Source organism: Photorhabdus namnaonensis (genome assembly GCF_001684335.1).
Lineage (GTDB): Bacteria > Pseudomonadota > Gammaproteobacteria > Enterobacterales > Enterobacteriaceae > Photorhabdus > Photorhabdus namnaonensis.
This window is the reverse complement of the sequence record NZ_LOIC01000086.1, coordinates 86,218-106,013: the sequence shown is the minus strand read 5'-3', so window position 1 is coordinate 106,013 and position 19,796 is coordinate 86,218. Positions and strand designations below refer to the sequence as shown.

The following is a 19,796-nucleotide window of genomic DNA, read 5'->3' as shown; positions in this document are numbered from 1 at the left end:
CGTTGTTGATTGAAACAGGTTGTCATGTTCCAGTGAACTTACCTGGCGTGGTCAGATAATAACGATCAGATAACAAGGTTAACTGAACCGTATTATCAGGTCAGGGGAGCAGCTCATAAGCTGCCCCAAAGGTTAAAGCGCCTCGGGCAAGTTACGTCAAAACTATAAAGGCGCTGGCAGTCTGTGGCTGACAGTCTTATTGATAACCTGTATGAACAGGCAACGTCGGGGATATTCTATTGCGGTTTAAGCGTCTGGTTAAGATAACGCATCAGTCGTTTTATGTGTTTAATATCCAGTCAGGAACATATAATAAAAAATTCCTGTTGTCCCATTTGTTTGGGGGATGAACATTTGATGAGTTTAATAAATGTGACATAAATCGCAAATCCTTTAACCCGCTACGTTCACCCAACATCCGAATTTTATTCAATGGCAGCAACGGACACCGTATTATGCTGTATCTGCTTTTAGCGCTGCGATTATCACGGTTGAGTTTTCATTAATCATAAAACGAAAAAATGTGTACTGACCGTTTTCATGGAAAATGAAACGCTTTTTTATCGCATTTTGCCACCCTCGGCGGGGGTTTAACGCTGTTTTTACTGTCTTGACTTTTTCGTTTTAGTGTTTTTATTGACTCCGTAATGTTGAGATTCACTCGGATTAAATCCGGTGGGGGGCGTTTTTCATCGTGTTTGAAAACAAGGCATGACAGAGGTTTTCACTGATTCAGGTAAAATGAGATACGCTTTATCTGGATATGATAAAACCAGCGTTAAAAAGCCATTTATAGTCTGTCAGTGTCGTTTTAACCTCGAGAAAACATAGTGAGTGATGAAAAAACGGGTGAAAACTTTAATCATTAACAGTGAAAATCAATGATTAAGTTTTTTTAATGGGTAAAAAATTCGCTATTATATTGACATTGGCAGAGAAAACATTCGGAAAAACCGGGCTTGAATTGATTAACACAGTGACAGCGTTAATCCCGTAATAAGAGTGAAAATATTTAACCGGATTAAACTAACCTGCTTAAATAAGCGGTTTTGCATGGACCGCAAGGCGTTTATGAAAAACAGAGGCAATCATTAAAGAAAATCGATAAACCTTTAGGTTTGCCGGATTAACCGTATTAAACACGATTGAATAATCAGGCGTTGAGTTTACCTATTATTAGCATATCGGTTATCTGCTGGTTTTAAATAAGGTTTCATAATTCCGGCACACATGATTTTCTTCAACCCATTGTTATACATAGAATTATATGTTATGTAGCGTGTGTAAGGTGTAGCACTATTTTGGAAAGTTATTTAAAGTTGAAGAGTTAAATACAGGAAAAAGAGAAAGCCTCAACCTCAGTTTAATGAAAATAAGGAAGTTAACTCCATATCAGGAAACGTAAAAACATGAGGTTGATAAAAACGGCTCAATGAAAACCCGCTTTTGCTTTTAAAAAGCAGGAAAACGCCAGGCATGATAACTGTTTTACCGATGCTATCTCTTTTAACATGGTTAACTTTCTCTTTTTACCGGTATTTTCCGTTGTTAGAAAATGCAAGTGTTTTTTTATCGCTAATTAACTCAGCTAAGGATTAAAAAAGCAGGTCTCCCATTAATGCCCACTTTTAAAAAGGGACAGCGTGAATAAAAAAGGTTTATTCATTACTATGATGATTTAAACGTGAGTATACAGAGAGATGAAAGATTTATATCAAAGGAAAATATGGTGTTAACTCAATAGATACTTTTTCATAAGGATAGGAAATTGCGGGTATAACCATTAACAAAGAATTAAAAAGAAATCAGCCGGTAAAAGAATATTACCCGGTTTGTTGATATTAACGTGTTTTCTCACGGTTATTTTACTGAGCAAGTTATAAACACAACGCAATAAAAAGAGGGGTAAAATGGTTAATGTAGCAGGATTTAACCTCTAAACAGAGAGTTGATTATCCGAGAAAGTATAAGGGAGTATCTTTAATATTATCAGGCTATTCACTGGCCTAATTTATGCGAAAAATAACCTATAGAAATCGCTCAGGATTGAGCGTAAACAGCCTCTGTAAAGATAAAAAGCGGGTATGATTAACATTGGTTAAATGTAAAACACGATATGCCATGATGGTTAAACTGAATAAAAATCAGGGAGTAAAAGTGATAAAAACAACGGTTAAAACCTGATACCGATTAAAATCAGAGATTAAAACAAGGTTTTTAAAAACAGTTTAAAACCTGCCCACCATAAAGCCATCAGTGAAAAATGAAAATCGGCTTTGTTTTTGTTAATGCGCATACACCTCGGGAAAAAGAATAAGTAAAAAAACAATCCGGTATAAACAACATATACCGGATTATCATATCAAGGTTAAATTATTTAAAACGCCTGACTATATCAGTATTACGATGTCTCCTCATCACAACTGATTGCCAACGCCCTATTTAAAGCCTGAGCTAAAACAATTTTATTCTCATCATCCTCCAATAAACTAAAATGGTTACCCGGTATCGCAATCAGCTCAAGCGAGGTATCAGCTATTATCTGCGCCCAACCCAATGACGGTTCCATGTTCACTGACTCCGGTGTTTCATCCTCTATAAAAGAAATAGCAGGGGAAGGTTCTACTGCATAGAACTGATGCAGCGTTATTGCTAATGCTGGCGGTTCATAGTTCGCAACTATTTGCGCGTAATGTTCGATCTGCTCCCAACGTTTTGCGATCACATCAGCATGCAGATTTGCAGGATACAACGCCAATTCTTGCGCCGCTTCAATAAACTGCACAAAATTCAACTCATCGATTCTTCGGTATAACGCCGCAATCTCTTCCGTGTGCCCCTCCCCTGACTGTCGAGCCAGTTCAATAAAGAACCGATATTTAGGTTGTATGATCTGTTCCCCTAAATAATGAGGCGCAGGCACATCAATCAATCCCAGGAAATTGACCGCTTCACCCGCATTCAAAAGCTGTTGAGCAATAGCATAAGCCAATATTCCACCAGAGGAGTAACCACATAGCCGATAAGGGCCTTCCGGTTGAACAGCCTTTATCAAGGTGATCATTCTCGCCGCCTGTCGCTCCATCGTTGCCATCGGTTTTTCATTAATAGACGGCCAAGGCAACGCATAAATCGGGTGGTCCGATGGAATATGTTTAGCCAGCCCGAAGACATAGGAGTAATCACCCATGCCGCTGGGAACAAAGAACAGCGGCAATCCTGCCCCATCAAGTCGTACCGATATGGCGCTGCTTTGCGGCTGAGATAACAGATCTGAGGTAATTTTCGCAGCCAGTTCAGTCAGCACCGGGAATTGGAACACAGCATTCAATGTGCAAACCAAACCTCGACCAGCAGCAAGATTTATCATTCGCATGGCAAGCAGTGAATGGCCGCCCAACGTGAAGAAGTTATCATGCCGACTAATCTGTTCTACACCCAGCAACTCACGCCAGACAGCCGCCAAGGCGATTTCCGCTTCCCCTTGCGGCGCTGCATAAACCTGACGGGCAAACGCCTCGCCGTCCGGCGCCGGTAGCGCCCGACGATCCAGCTTACCATTCGGCGTTAGCGGGAAAGCATCCAACCGCACGAAGGCTGACGGCACCATGTAGTCAGGCAACATTTTACTCAGGTGAGTACGCAAACTATTCACCAACCCGTCATCCACCGGCGCGACCACATAAGCCACCAGCCGTTTGTCCTGCCCATCCCCCAACGCCAGCACAGTCGCCTCACGTATCCCCGGGTGCTCTATCAGACGTGCCTCAATTTCCCCCAGTTCAATACGGAAACCACGGATTTTAACCTGCTCATCGTTACGGCCCAGGAATTCCAGGTTGCCGTCCGGCAGGTAGCGGGCTAAATCCCCGGTACGGTACATACGAGCGCCCGGTTGATCACTAAACGGGTCCATTAGGAAACGTTCAGCGGTTAATTCCGGCCGATTCAGGTAGCCACGCGCGACAGCGACGCCCCCAATGTAAAGTTCACCCGTGACCCCCATTGGAACAGGTTCCCCGTGAGTATCGAGAATATAAATCTGGGTATTGGATATTGGGCGGCCAATCGGTACGTTATCGGCAAAACAGCTCGAGTGATTGACATCAAACACGGTACAACCCACGACGGTTTCGGTTGGGCCGTACTCGTTGATGAGGCGTGATCCAGGCGATAATGTTCGCCAAAGTGCAATAGTGGAACTGGGCAGTGCCTCCCCACCCACGATAAAGCAGTGAGCCGGGCATTTTTGTCCCACGGTTTTCAATTTCTGCCCCATTGCCGAAAGATGACCGGGCGTAATTTTAACCAGAGCGCCTGATTCCATTGACAGCAACGCAGGAAGCAATTCAACCAGCTCCTGCCTGTCACGGAGCAAATGGATCTTGCCGCCGCACAGTAAAGGCAGGTAAAGACTGGTGACCGTGGCATCAAAGGCTATCGATGACGAAACGATACTATTGCATTGCCTTTCAGTAAGGTAATCACTCCGCGCCCATAGCAGGTAGTTGCAGACACCGCGATGTTCCAGCATCACCCCTTTCGGCGTCCCGGTCGAACCCGAGGTATAAATGACATACGCCAGATGTCGTGAAGTGAGCACCGGTACCTGCGGGTTGTCGTCCCGCTGGTTGAGCCATGCATTCGGGTCAAGTACGGTGCGTTCCGCCAGCGCCTGCTCACCCAACGCAGCACGCCCGGCGTTATCCGCCAGTAAGATAACCGGAGCGGCATCAGTCAGAATATGTGCCAGACGCTCACCCGTATAAACCGGGTCCAGCGGCACATAGGCGCCACCGGCTTTCAGTATTGCCAATATCCCCACCACCATTGACGGTGAACGTGACACACAAATCGCCACTCGTTGATCCGGCTCGACGCCCAGCGCAATAAGCTGATGAGCCAGCCGGTTAGCCCGGGCATTTAATTCCGCATAACCGAGGGTTTGATCTTCATACACTAATGCTATCGCATCCGGGGTTTGCTCCACTTGTTGTTCAAACAATTGATGAATACACAACGTCTCTGGATACGCGGTTTCCGTCGCGTCCCAAGCTCTCAGCAACAGTGTACGCTCCGCTTCCGGCAGGATATTCAATGTCCGTACCGGCGTTTCCGGGGTCTGCTCCAATGCTTCCGCCAGGCTTTCCAGTGCCTGCTGCATATAGCCACATACCCGTTCCGGTTCAAACGGCTGGGCAACTTGAACGGTTACCCCCAAGGATTCACCAAAATCCTCCACCGACAGCACTAACGGATAATTGGTTCGCTCCTGCATATCAAGGAATTCAATACCGTTTACAAGTTCATCCAACGTTGTCGAAAATGCATTATGTCGATAGTTCAGCAAGCTACTAAAGAGAGGGATCTCACCCTGCACACCACTGCAACGCTGGGCCAACGCCAGTGACGCATGTTCATGCGCCAGTAATCCGGCCAGTCGGGTATGAGCGGCCAGCACACTCTCCCGTACCGACGTATCATTGATGTCCAGCCGCAGCGGCAAGGTATTGATAAACAACCCCATGCCATTGTCGGCGCCCTCACCTGCCTGCATCCTCCCAAACAGCACGGTGCCGAACACCACTTGCTCCTGATCGCTGGTACGCGCCAACACTTGTGCCCAGGCCAGATGACACAACGCCGCCAGACTGACGCCCAAACGCCGGGCCTGTCCACGCAGACGGTCATTCAGTTCAGGCGCTAGCATCCTGTGGGATTCCGTCACCTGTGAACCATCACGATGCACCTCCGTTAATCCGAATGGCAGCGTGGATTTGTCCACCTCCGCCAACATTTCAGTAAAGAAGCGGGTATGTTCCTCCTGACTCATTCCCAACCGGGCTTCAGCCACTAAATTACGGAAAGAGACTGGAGAAGTCAGACTCTCCTCCCGTTCGGTCAGATACGCCTGAACCTCACTGTTCATCACGTCCAGCGTGGTGTGGTCGCCAATCAGGTGATGCAGCAGTTGCAACACCACCCAACGACCATCCGTCTCCTGCGCCGCCACAAACCGCAACAATGGCGCTTGATCCAGCTCAAGACGATAATGACGGGGATTAAAACGTTGAATCAGTTGTTCACCAATCGGCCCATCCGCCGGGTCTAAATCCAATTCAGTGACCGATAAAGGCGCCTGACGCCAGACGACCTGAGCCGGCACTGACAGCTCTTGCCAGACAAAGGCGGTACGCAAAATATCGTGGCGATCAACAACTTGTTGTACTGCCGCCAGATAACGATCCAGCAGAGTCCGATCAGCGAAGACCATCTGGCCGGCTAACAAATAGGGGTCCCCTTCGTCTGCCAGTAAGTGGTGGAACAAAATACCGTCCTGTAACGGCGACAGGGCATAGATATCCTGAATGTTGCTCACCCCGCCCGGCACCTGTCTGACGATGCGGTCAATGTCTGCCTGAGTCAAATCAATCAACGGCAACATCGCCGGCGTCAGGGCTGTAGTTGCCGAAGTGATGACGTTAGGCGGCACTATCACAGCATGATGCTGCCCCAACGTTTTCGCCAGGTCTGACAGCACCGGCGACTGGAACAGATCACGCGCCGTCAGCGTCAATCCCAGATGACGCAGGCGTTCAACCATTCGTATCGCAAGCAGCGAATGACCACCCAGAGCAAAAAAGCTGTCGTACCGGCTGACCTGCTCAATCCCCAGTAATTCACGCCAGATAGCCGCCAACGCTATTTCTGTTTCTCCCTGGGGCGCGGCGTAAACCTGGTGGACAAAGGCGTCATTGTCCGGTTCCGGCAACGCTTGATGATCCAATTTACCATTCGGCGTTAGCGGAAACGCATCCAGTCGTACAAAGGCCGACGGCACCATATAGTCAGGCAAAATGGCGCTTAGATGGGCACGCAAGATACTCGCTAGTCCGTCACGGGCTTCCGTCGCCACATAGGCCACCAGCCGTTTCTCCTGCCCTTCACCTCGTACCAATACCGCCGCCTCACGCACCGTTGGGTACTCTGCTAACCGAGCCTCAATTTCCTCTGGTTCAATGCGGAAACCGCGGATTTTAACCTGCTGATCATTGCGCCCCAGGAATTCCAGATTGCCATCCGGTAGATAACGGGCCAAATCCCCGGTGCGGTACATGCGGGCATCAGGATTATCACTGAACGGATCAATCAGGAAACGTTCAGCGGTCAATTCAGGCCGATTCAGATAACCACAGGCCACTCCATCGCCCCCGACATAAATCTCACCGACCACGCCTAACGGCGCCGGCTGACTATACGCGTCCAACAGATAAACCCGCGTGTTGGCTACCGGTCGACCGATAGGAACGCGAGAGGCTCCCGGCGCTAACGCAGTGATACGGTATGTTGCCGTAAAGGTGGTGCCTTCACTCGGTCCATAACCATTTAATAGCTGTTGTGGTGGACTGGTGTTCAGTACTTGGCCGATAACATGGGGATCAAGGGCATCTCCGCCGACAATCAGGATCTTTATCCGTGGAAGAACCGGAGACAACTCCGTCGCTAACTGGTTAAACAATCCGACGCTCAACCACAGAACAGTGATTCGCTGAACCTGTAGATCTTGTACAAACGCCTGTGGCGTCAACAAAGTGGCATGATCGATCACCACTAACGCGCCGCCATTGAGCAACGGCGCCCAGACTTCAAACGTGCTGGCATCGAAAGCCGGATTGGCGGCAAAGGCTACCCGATCATCCGGCACGATTTCAGCATAGCCATTATTGATAACCAACCGGACCACCGCACGATGCGGCACCAAGACGCCTTTAGGCATCCCGGTAGAACCAGAGGTGTACATGATATACGCTAATTCGGCGCTGGAACGCGGTAAGTCAAGGTTAAAGCAATCTTCTTCGCAGCCCGTACCTGTTTCATTCGAGAGACGAAGCAGCGGCACAGACAGATTCACCGGAATATCCGACCGTGTATCAGTAAGCAGCAACCGGGCGGAACAATCACTTATCAGCCAGTTTTTCCGTTCATCCGGTACATTGGGATCAAGCGGCACGTAAACGGCGCCGGCTTTAAGAATCGCCAATTGAGCCACTACCAGTTCCATCGAACGCGCTAGCAGGAGCGCAATATGATCACCGGGACAAACTCCTTGTTCGATCAGTTGACGAGCCAGCCGGTTAGCACGGCTATTTAATTCGGCATAACTGAGAGTTTGCTTTTCATACACTAATGCTATCGCATTAGGCGTTTTCTCCACCTGCCGCTCAAACAATTGATGGATACATAACTCATTAGGATAAGTGGTTTCCGTAGCGTTCCAAGTTTCCAACAACAACCTACGTTCCGCCGCAGACAGGATATCAATTTCTCCGACCGGCTGTTGAGAGTCAGCCGCCATCGCTTGCAATACTGCATACAGATATCCTACCTGCCGCTCCATTGTCGATGGATCAAACAGGGCGGCGGCAAAATTCAACTCCCCAACAATCCTGCCCTCCTCCTCTGACAAGCTCAGTTCAAGATCAAACTTGACAACATCAACGGCTTGATTGACCGGAGACACCGCCAGCCCCGGTAATCCCCACTCCGTGTTCTCATTGTTCTGCCAAACAAACATCACCTGGAACAATGGGGTATGCGCCAGTCGGCGCGGCGGTTGCACAATTTCCACCACCTGTTCAAACGGTAAATCCTGATGCTCCTGCGCCGTCAATGCGGTTTGCCGAACTCGCGCCAGTAATTCCGTCACCGTCAGTTCACCCGATAAATCCATGCGCAACGCTAACGTATTGACAAAGAAACCAATCAACGGCTCCACTTCCTGACGATTGCGACCCGCACTCGGCGTGCCAATCACCACATCTTCCTGACTTGACAGACGCGACAGAACCACCGCCCACGCTGACAACAGCGTCATAAATAAGGTGACGCCGTGCTGTTCACTCAGGCGCTTAAGGGCGGTCGTTAACGCCGCATCCAGGTTAACCGGCACGGACTGCCCAACAAACGACTGCTCCGTCGGACGAGGCCGATCTGTCGGCAGATCCAACAAGACTGGCGCATCAGCCAACATTGCCCGCCAATAGTCAGATTGAACCTGAATACGTTCAGCCGACAACCATTGACGCTGCCAGGCAGCGTAATCCGGGTATTGAATCGCCAACGGCAGCAGCGGATTTGATTGTCCAGCCATAAACGCCGTATAGAGCGTGTTCAGTTCCTGTATCAGCACATTGGCAGACCAGCCATCGGAAATTATGTGATGCAGGGTCAGCAAAAACTGATATTCATCATCGGCGATCCGGATAAGCGCAGCACGGATAAGCGGGCCGCTTTCAAGGTCAAATGACGCATGGGCCTCCTCTACGCTCAAGCGCTCAAGAACAACATCAGCATCCGGTATCCCGCGCAGGTCATATTGAGATAATAGTAAGCCACTATCTGGCTCCAACAGCTGTACTTGTGGCTGACCATCTACAGAGACAAAAACCGAACGTAACGCTTCATGACGGGCAAATAAGGTATCCAGCGCTTTTTGCCAAGCCATAACATCCAATTGACCAGATAAACGCAGGGCCATCGGGATATGATAAGTTTCACTGACGCCCTCGAGCTGCGCCAGGAACCACAAGCGCTGTTGAGCAAATGACAACGGTAATGCCCCATCACGGGATATCAGCAAGATATTATCCGGTTGACCGGGCCGGGCCTTCATAACCTCAGCAAACGCCCTTAACGAAGGAGACTTAAACAGGGTCGTTAGCGGCAGTTCGATACCCAAAGCCGCTACCCGGTTCATCACCCGCACCGCCAGCAACGAATGACCGCCCAGAGCAAAGAAATTGTCATACCGGCTGATCTGTTCAACACCTAAGACTTCACGCCAAATCGCCGCCAGAGCCATTTCTGTTTCTCCCTGCGGCGCTTCGTAAATCTGACGGGCAACAGCTTCATTGTCCGGCGCCGGTAACGCTTGACGATCCAATTTACCGTTCGGCGTCAATGGCAGTGCATCCAGCCGTACAAAGGCCGCCGGCACCATGTAATCAGGCAACTGAATACTCAGATGTTCGCGTAAACGGTTAATCAACCCCTCGCTCGCTTCCGCTACCACATAAGCCACCAGCCGTTTTTCCTGCCCTTCCCCTTGCGCCAATACCACCGATTCACTCACCGCCGGGTGTTCCACCAACCGGGATTCAATTTCCCCCGGTTCAATGCGGAAGCCGCGGATTTTAACCTGCTGGTCGTTACGGCCCAGGAATTCCAGATTGCCGTCCGGCAGATAGCGGGCTAAATCCCCGGTGCGGTACATCCGGGCACCCGGCCCATCACTAAACGGATCGATAAGGAACCGTTCCGCCGTCAAGTCTGGACGATTGAGATAGCCACGCGCCACTCCCGCGCCCCCGATATAAATTTCCCCCACTACGCCCAACGGCGTCGGTTGACCATATTCGTCCAGTAAGTAAAGGCAGGTGTTGGCTATCGGACGGCCGATACTTTCAATAATCCGGTCGCCTCGCTGTATCGGCAACCAGGCAGAATAGGTCGTCGTTTCAGAAGGACCATAGAGATTACACAGCCGCTGTATTTGTGTTTCTGCGAAAATCTGTTCAATTAAGGCGCCTTTGAGCGGTTCCCCCGCCAGATTGACCGTATGAACCGACGCCATCAGCGCCTGAGTCTGCAATAACGGTTTCATCGCAGACGGGACTGAGTTAATCAAGGTCACCGGCAGGGTATGCTGCATCAATGACAAGGCACCCTCTACCAGATGAATCGCCGCACCGCGAGATAACGGCATAAAACATTCAAAAATGGACAGGTCGAAACTTATCGACGTCGAAAAAAGCACTTCGCGGATCTCTTCCGTCTCAAAGGCCCGCTGCGCCCAGTGCAAGAAGTTAACCGTATTGCGATGCTCAATCATCACCCCTTTGGGCACCCCCGTGGAGCCGGAAGTGTAAATCACATAGGCTAGATGCCGGGAAATCAGCGCAGGCACCAGTGGATTATTGTCCGGCTGATCAGGCAAAGTATTCGGGTCCAGTACCGTTAGTCCAGCCAGCGCTTCCTCACCCAGTACAGCCCTGCCAGCTTCATCCGCCAACACCACCACTGGGGCGGCATCATGCAGGACATGTGTCAGACGCCCGCCAGGATAAGCCGGGTCTAGCGGCACATACGCTCCACCCGCTTTCATCACTGCCAGCAATCCCACCACCATTGCCGGTGAACGCGCCACGCAAATCGCCACCCGTTGGTCGGGTACAACGCCCAGTGCGATAAGCTGATGGGCCAGGCGGTTAGCACGGGTATTTAATTCGGCATAACTGAGGGTTTGCTCTTGATACACTAACGCTGTCGCGTCAGGGGTTTTCTCCACCTGTTGTTCAAACAATTGATGAACACATAACGCCTCAGGATAAGCGCTTTCCGTCGCGTTCCAGGTTTCCAACAACAGTGTACGTTCCGCTTTCGGCAAGATTTCCAATGCCCTAACAGGCATGTCCGGCACTTGCTCAAGGGCACCCACCAGACTTTCCAGCGCCCGCTGCATATAACCGCATAAACTTTCCGGATCAAACGGTTGCACAACCTGAGCCGTCAGCCCAAGGGATTCGCCAAAATCCTCCACTGATAGCATTAACGGATAGTTAGTCCGCTCTTGCCCACCAATAAATTCAATACCGCTGATGATGTCATCCGACGCTGCCAGCAAGGTGTTATGCCGATAGTTCAGCAAGCTATTAAAGAGAGGGATCTCACCTTGCACACCGCTGCAACGCTGGGCTAGCGCCAGTGACGCGTGCTCATGTTCTAATAGTCCTGCGAGTCGAGCATGGGCAGCCTGCACGCTGCTCCGTACTGAGGTCTCATCGATATCCAGCCGCAACGGCAAGGTATTAATAAACAGCCCCATGCTATTATCTGCCCCTTCCCCGGCCTGCATACGCCCAAACAGCACCGTACCAAACACAACATTCTTCTGACCGCTGGTACGCGCCAACACCTGCGCCCAAGCCAGATGACACAAGGCCGCCAGACTGACGCCCAGATGTCTCGCCTGATGACGCAAACGGTCATTTAACCCAGCCGACAACATCCGGTGAGCTTCCGTGACTTGCGAACCATCACGATGCACTTCTGTCAAACCAAACGGCAGGGTCGGTTCATCTACCTCCGCTAACATGTCAGTAAAGAAGCGCGTGTGCTCTTCCTGACTCACTCCCAACCGGACTTGAGCCACCAGATTGCGGAACGGTGTAGGCGCTGGCAGATTATCCTCCTGGCCTGTCAGGTACGCCTGCACTTCGCGGTGCATCACCTCCATCGTTTCATGATCGCCGATCAAGTGATGATGCAATTCCAGCAACAACCAACGACCATCGGTTTCCCGAGCGATGACAAAACGCAACAACGGCGCTTCGCTCAGGTCGAGACGATGATGACGCGGATCAAAACGCTGGGTTAACTGCTCGCTGACCGGGCCGTCAGCCGGATTTAATGTCAGTTCCGTCACCGACAATGGGGCCTGACGCCAGACCACTTGCGCCGGGACTGACAATCCCTGCCAGAGAAACGCGGTACGTAGAATATCGTGCCGATCAATGATCTGTTGAACCGCCGCCAGATAACGATCCAACAGCGCTCGGTCAGCAAAAGCCATCTGCCCCGTCAACAGATAGGGATCACCTTCATTCGCCAACAGATGGTGGAACAAAATGCCATCCTGCAACGGCGACAGCGCATAGATATCCTGAATATTGGCGATCCCGCCCGGCACCTGCCCGACAATGTGGTCAATGTCAGCCTGGGTTAAATCAATCAGCGGCAACATCGCCGGCGTCAGCACCGTAGTATCCGGTGTAATACGGTTGTCAGGCACCTGAATTTCATTATGCTGAACCAGAGACTGTGCCAAAATACAGAGTGTCGGATGCTGGAATAACGTTTTTACCGATATACTCAGACCAATACGCCGCAATCGTTCAATCATGCGCACAGCAAGCAGCGAATGACCACCCAGCGCAAAGAAACTGTCATGTCGGCTAATCTGCTCAACACCCAGTAACTCACGCCAGACAGCCGCCAGCATCGTTTCTACCTTCCCTTGCGGGGCTTCATAGATCTGACGGGCAAACGCCTCCTCCCCCGGCGCCGGCAACGCCCGGCGATCCAATTTGCCATTCGGGGTCTGCGGTAAAGTATCCAGCTGCACAAAAGCTGCCGGGACCATATAGTCAGGTAAAACCGCACTCAAATGTTCACGCAAACGGACTGCCAACTCTTCATTCGCTTCTGCCGCCACATAGGCGACCAGCCGCTTGCTCCGCTCATCCTCCCACACCAGCACCGCCGCCTCTCGCACCGCCGGGTGTTCCTCCAACCGGGTTTCAATTTCTCCCAGCTCAACCCGGAAGCCGCGAATTTTAACCTGATGGTCGTTACGCCCCAGGAATTCCAGGCTGCCATCCGGCAAGTAGCGGGCCAAATCCCCAGTAACATACATCCGCGCGCCAGATACCGGGCTAAAAGGGTCTGGTATAAAACGTTCCGCGCTCAGTTCCGGCTGGTTAAGATAACCTCGCGCCACACCCACGCCGCCAATATACATTTCGCCAACGCCGCCTAACGGGACTAACTGACCGTATTTGTCCAACAGGTAGACACAGGTATTTTTAAGCGGCCGACCGATAGAACAATCATCGGTTGGAGATAAAATCTCCTTACAGGTCGCTGTTACGGTATTTTCCGTCGGGCCATAAGCGTTCAATAGTCGGGGTCGGTGGAGTTCTCGCACAAACCAGTCCTGAATGGCGCTCTTTTTGACCGCCTCACCGCCAATGATAATAAGTCGGAGACAATCCGGCAGCGATAATGCATTATCGTCTCTGGCAACCAGTTCGGACCAAAATAACGCCGGCAGAGACAGCACTGTGATACGGTTCTGTCGGGCTAAGGCAATAAACTCTGACATCGACGTCAGCCAACTGTCATCACGCATGACCAGCGTGGCTCCGTTGCATAATGTCGAGAAACACTCTTCCACTGAAACGTCAAATGCAAAAGAAGCAAATTGCAACAGCCGATCTTGCGCCGTAACCGCATAAGACTCATTAAAACCCAAATGACGCTGATACACCGCTTGATGTTCCACCATCACCCCTTTCGGCTGTCCCGTTGAGCCGGAGGTATAGATGATGTAAATCAGATGCCGCGGCGTCAACGCAGCTACCTGCGGGTTGCGATCCGACTGATCTGGCAAGGTATTCGGGTCAAGTACCGTCAGCCCGCTCAACGCTTCATCACCTAGCGCCGCCCGTCCAGTCGCATCAGCCAATACCACTGACGGAGTAGTATCATTCAGGATATACGCCAAACGTTCTAGCGGATAGGTTGGGTCCAGCGGCACATAGGCGCCGCCGGCTTTCAACACTGCCAACAACGCCACCACCACTACCGGCGAGCGTGACACACAAATCGCCACCGGCTGGTCAGGTACGACACCCAATGCGATAAGCTGATGGGCCAACCGGTTAGCGCGAGCATTTAATTCGGCATAACTGAGGGTTTGTTCCTGATACGCCAGCGCCGTGGCTTCCGGGGTTTGCTCCACTTGTTGTTCAAACAATTGATGAATGCATAACGCCTCAGGATAGGCGGTTCCTGTCGTGTTCCAGGTTTCCAGCAATAGCTTGCGCTCCGCCGGGGCCAGGATGTCAATTTCTCCAATCGGCTGTTGAGGGTTAATCACCATCGCTTGCAACACCGCATGCAGATATCCCATCTGTCGTTCCATTGTTGCCGAATCAAACAGGGCGGCGGCATAACTCAGCGCCCCAACAATCCTGCCCTCCTCCTCCGCCAAGCTCAGTTCAAGATCAAACTTGACAATATCAAAAGCTTGATAGACCGGTGAGACTGCCAGCCCCGGTAATTCCCATTCCGAGTTCTCATTGTTATGCCAGGCAAACATTACCTGAAATAACGGGGTATGAGCCAGTCGGCGCGGCGGCTGCACGATTTCCACCACCTGTTCAAACGGCAAATCTTGATGCTCCTGAGCCGTCAATGCGATTTGCCGAACTCGCGCCAGTAATTCCGTCACGGTCAGCTCGCCTGATAAACCAATACGCAACGCCAACGTATTGACAAAGAAGCCAATCAACGGTTCCACTTCCTGACGACCACGGCCCGCGCTCGGCGTGCCAATCACCACATCTTCCTGACTTGACAAACGTGACAGAACCACCGCCCAAGCTGACAACAGCGTCATGAATAAAGTGACGCCCTGCTGCTCACTAAGACGCTTAAGGGCGGTCGTTAATTCAACATCCAAGTTAACCGGCACAGCATCTCCGGCAAACGACTGCTCCGACGGACGAGGCCGATCAGTGGGCACATCCAACAGAACCGGCGCGTCAGCCAACATTGCACGCCAATAGTCAGACTGAACCTGAATTCGTTCAGCCGACAACCACTGACGCTGCCAGGCGGCGTAATCCGGGTATTGAATCGCCAACGGCGGCAACGTATCCGGCTGCCCAGTCATAAACGCCGTATAGAGCGCGTTCAGTTCCTGTATCAGCACATTGGCAGACCAGCCATCGGAAATAATATGATGCTGAGTTAGTAAAAATTGGTATTCGTCATCGGTGAGCCGGATGAGAGCCGCACGGATAAGCGGGCCGCTTTCGAGGTCAAATGACGCATGGGCCTCCTCCGTACTCAAACGCTCAAGAACTTCATCAGCATCCGAAACTCCGCGCAGGTCATATTGAGATAACAGTAAACCGCCATCCGGTTCCAACAGTCGCACTTGCGGTTGACCATCTACAGAAACAAAGACAGAACGTAACGCTTCATGACGAGCAAACAAGGCATCCAGCGCCTTTTGCCAGGCTACGATATCCAGTTGACCAGACAGACGCAGGGACATCGGGATATGATAAGTTTCACTGACGCCCTCAAGCTGCGCCAGGAACCACAGGCGTTGTTGAGCAAATGATAACGGTAATTCCCCTTCACGGGATATCGGCAGAATGGACGGCAGAATAATATCCGGCTGTCCCATCCGGGCTTGCATAACCTCAGCAAACGCCCTCAACGAAGGGGATTTAAACAGAGTCGTCAGCGGCAATTCTCCACCTAAAGCGGCTACCCGATTCATCACTCGCATCGCCAGTAACGAGTGACCGCCCAGAGCAAAGAAGTTGTCATACCGGCTGATCTGTTCAACACCTAAGACTTCACGCCAAATCGCCGCCAGGGCTATTTCCGTTTCCCCTTGTGGCGCTTCATAAGTTTGACGAGCAACAGCGTCACTGTCCGGCGCTGGTAACGCTCGACGATCCAGCTTACCGTTCGGAGTCAACGGGAACGCATCCAGCCGCACAAAAGCCGTTGGCACCATATAATCAGGTAAAACAGCACTCAAGTGAGCACGCAGGCTGTTCACCAGCTCATCATCCTCTGGCGCCACGACATAGGCCACCAGCCGTTTCTCTTGTCCTTCACTCTGTGCCAATACCACAGATTCACTCACTGCCGGGTGTTCCGCCAACCGGGATTCAATTTCCCCCGGTTCAATGCGGAAGCCGCGGATTTTAACCTGCTGGTCGTTACGGCCCAGGAATTCCAGATTGCCGTCCGGCAGATAACGGGCTAAATCCCCGGTGCGGTACATACGGGCATCCGGGTTATCACTGAATGGATCAACAAGGAAACGTTCGGCGGTCAATTCAGGGCGGTTCAGATAGCCACGCGCCACACCGGCGCCGCCAATATATATTTCGCCAATACTGCCTAATGGCACAGGCCGGCCATATCTGTCCAGCAAGTATATGCCGGTATGGCTAACTGGTCGGCCTATAGAACACGCGTCTTCCGGGGATAATATCGCCTGACAGGTCGCAATGACGGTATTTTCCGTCGGGCCATAAGTATTTAATAATCGTGGACGAGGCTCTGCCTGCGCAAACCACGCCTGAATGGCGCTCTTCTTCACCATCTCACCCCCAATAATGATTAATCTGAGGCAATCCGGTAGCAATAATGCCCTGTCTCTGGCTGCCAGTTCAGACCAGAACAGGGTTGGCAGAGACATCACGGTGATTTGATTCTGTCGGGCTAAGGCGATAAACGCCGACACAGAAGCCAACCAACTATCATCACGAATCACTAACGTGGCGCCATTGCATAATGATGAGAACAATTCTTCGACGGACGCATCGAAGGCAAAAGAGGAAAATTGCAGCATCCGGTCTTGTGCCGTGACGGCATAGGTCTGATTAAAACCGAAATAACGTTGATAAATGGCCTGATGTTCCACCATTACACCTTTCGGCGTGCCGGTAGAGCCAGAAGTATAGATAACATACGCCAGATGTTGTGGAGTCAGTGCAATCCCTTGTGGATTGCTGTCCGGCTGGTCAGGCTGAATATTCGGATCTAATACCGTCAACCCGACCAATGCCTCTTCGCTCAGAGCCGACCGTCCAATCTTATCCGCCAGCACCACTGACGGAGCAACATCATTCAGGATATGCGTCAGACGTTCCCCCGGATAAGTTGGGTCCAACGGCACATACGCCCCTCCGGCTTTCAGTATCGCCAACAGTCCCACTAGCATCGCTGGTGAGCGTGTTGCACAAATCACTACCCGCTGGTCCGGTACGACTCCCAGCGTAATCAGTTTGTGAGCAAGACGGTTAGCTCTGCTATTGAGTTCAGCATAACTGAGGATTTGTTCTTGATACTCTAACGCCGTGGCCTCTGGGGTTTGCTCCACTTGTCGTTCAAACAACTGATGAATACATAACGTCTCAGGATAGGCGGTTTCAGTGGTATTCCACATTTCCAGCAGCAGCTTTCGCTCCACTTCAGGCAAAATATTTAATGCCCGCACCGGTGTCTCAGGCCGCCGTTCAAGCGCTTCAGCCAGACTTTCCAGCGCCTGCTGCATATAACCGCATATGCGATCCGGATCAAACGGCTGGACAATTTGAGCCGTCAGCCCCAGAGCATCGCCAAAATCCTCCACTGACAGGGTAAACGGATAGTTAGTCCGCTCCTCCCCGCTTAAGAATTCAATGCCCTTCATTGTTTCATCCAGCGTTACCAGAGACAGGTTATGCCGGTAGTTTAATAATGCGTTGAACAGCGGCGTACCACTAGCGACACTGCTGCAACGCTGGGCCAGCGCCAGTGACGCATGCTCATGAGCTAATAATCCAGCCAATCGGGTATGAGCGGCCTGAACACTGTCTCGTACCGAGGTCTCATCGATATCCAACCGCAGCGGCAAGGTATTAATAAACAGCCCCATGCCGCTGTCGACCCCATCTCCCGCCGCCATGCGCCCAAGCAGCACCGTGCCAAACACCACTTGCTCCTGCCCGCTGGTACACGATAGTACCTGTGCCCAAGCCAGATGACACAAGGCCGCCAAACTGACGCCCAAATGTCTCGCCTGATGACGTAAACGGTTATTTAGCTCGGCTGACAACATCCGGTGCGATTCCGTCACCTGTGATCCATCACGATACACCTCCGTCAAACCAAACGGTAAAGTCGGTTCATCTACCTCGACTAACATGTCAGTAAAGAAGTGAGCGTGTTCTTCCTGACTGACGCCTAACCGGGCCTGCGCCACCAGATTGCGGAAAGGCGCTGGCGCCGGCAGACTCTCCTCCTGTCCGCTCAGATAAGCTTGTACTTCACTGTTCATGACTTCCAGCGTGGTATGGTCGCCAATCAGATGATGCAACAATTGCTGTACAATCCAGCGACCATCAACCTCTTGTGCCACCACAAAGCGCAATAACGGCGCCTCTCCCAAGTCGAGACGATGATGACGAGGGTCAAAACGTTGGGTTAACTGATCACAAATTCGCCCATCGGCCGGATTCAAATCCAGTTCCATCACTGACAACGTGGCTTGACGCCAAACCACCTGAACCGGTACAGACAACTCTCGCCAGATAAAGGCGGTACGCAGGATATCATGGCGATCAACCACCCGTTGTACCGCCGCCAGATAGCGGTCCAGCAAAGCGCGATCAGCAAAGGCTATCTGACTGACACCCAGATACGGATCACCTTCGTTTGCCAATAAGTGGTGGAACAAAATACCGTCCTGCAACGGCGACAAGGCATAAATATCCTGAATATTGGTCATCCCGCCCGGCACTTGCCCGACGATACAGTCAATGTCAGCCTGGGTTAGATCTACCAGCGGCAACATCTCCGGCGTAAGTGTTGTCGTCGCTGACGTAATCACATTCGGCGGCACTGCCACAGCCCGATATTGCCCCAATGTTTGGGCCAGTTCAGATAACACCGGCGACTGGAACAGGTCACGCACCGCCAGTGTCAGCCCCAGATGACGCAGACGTTCAATCATCCGTACCGCAAGCAGAGAATGGCCGCCCAGCGCGAAGAAACTATCGTGCCGACTAATCTGTTCCATACCTAGCAACTCACGCCAGATAGCCGCCAATGCCATTTCCGCTTCCCCTTGCGGCGCTGCATAAATCTGACGGGCAAACGCCTCGCCGTCCGGCGCCGGTAGCGCCCGACGATCCAGCTTACCATTCGGCGTTAGCGGGAAAGCATCCAACCGCACGAAGGCTGACGGCACCATGTAGTCAGGCAACATTTTACTCAGGTGAGTACGTAAACTATTCACCAATCCGTCATCCACTGGCGCCGCCACATAAGCCACCAGCCGTTTGTCCTGCCCATCCCCCAGCGCCAGCACAGTCGCCTCACGCACTCCCGGGTACTCTATCAGACGTGCCTCAATTTCCCCCGGTTCAATGCGGAAACCG

General features: G+C 51.5%; 2 pseudogenes. Both read right to left on the bottom strand.

From position 1 onward, the window contains the following. Positions 1-2,401 precede the first annotated feature (2,401 nt). Positions 2,402-9,607: pseudogene (locus Phpb_RS27700) on the bottom strand (amino acid adenylation domain-containing protein); the annotation flags it as partial. A gap of 63 nt (positions 9,608-9,670) precedes the next feature. Further along, a pseudogene (locus Phpb_RS27695) lies at positions 9,671-19,796 on the bottom strand (non-ribosomal peptide synthetase); the annotation flags it as partial.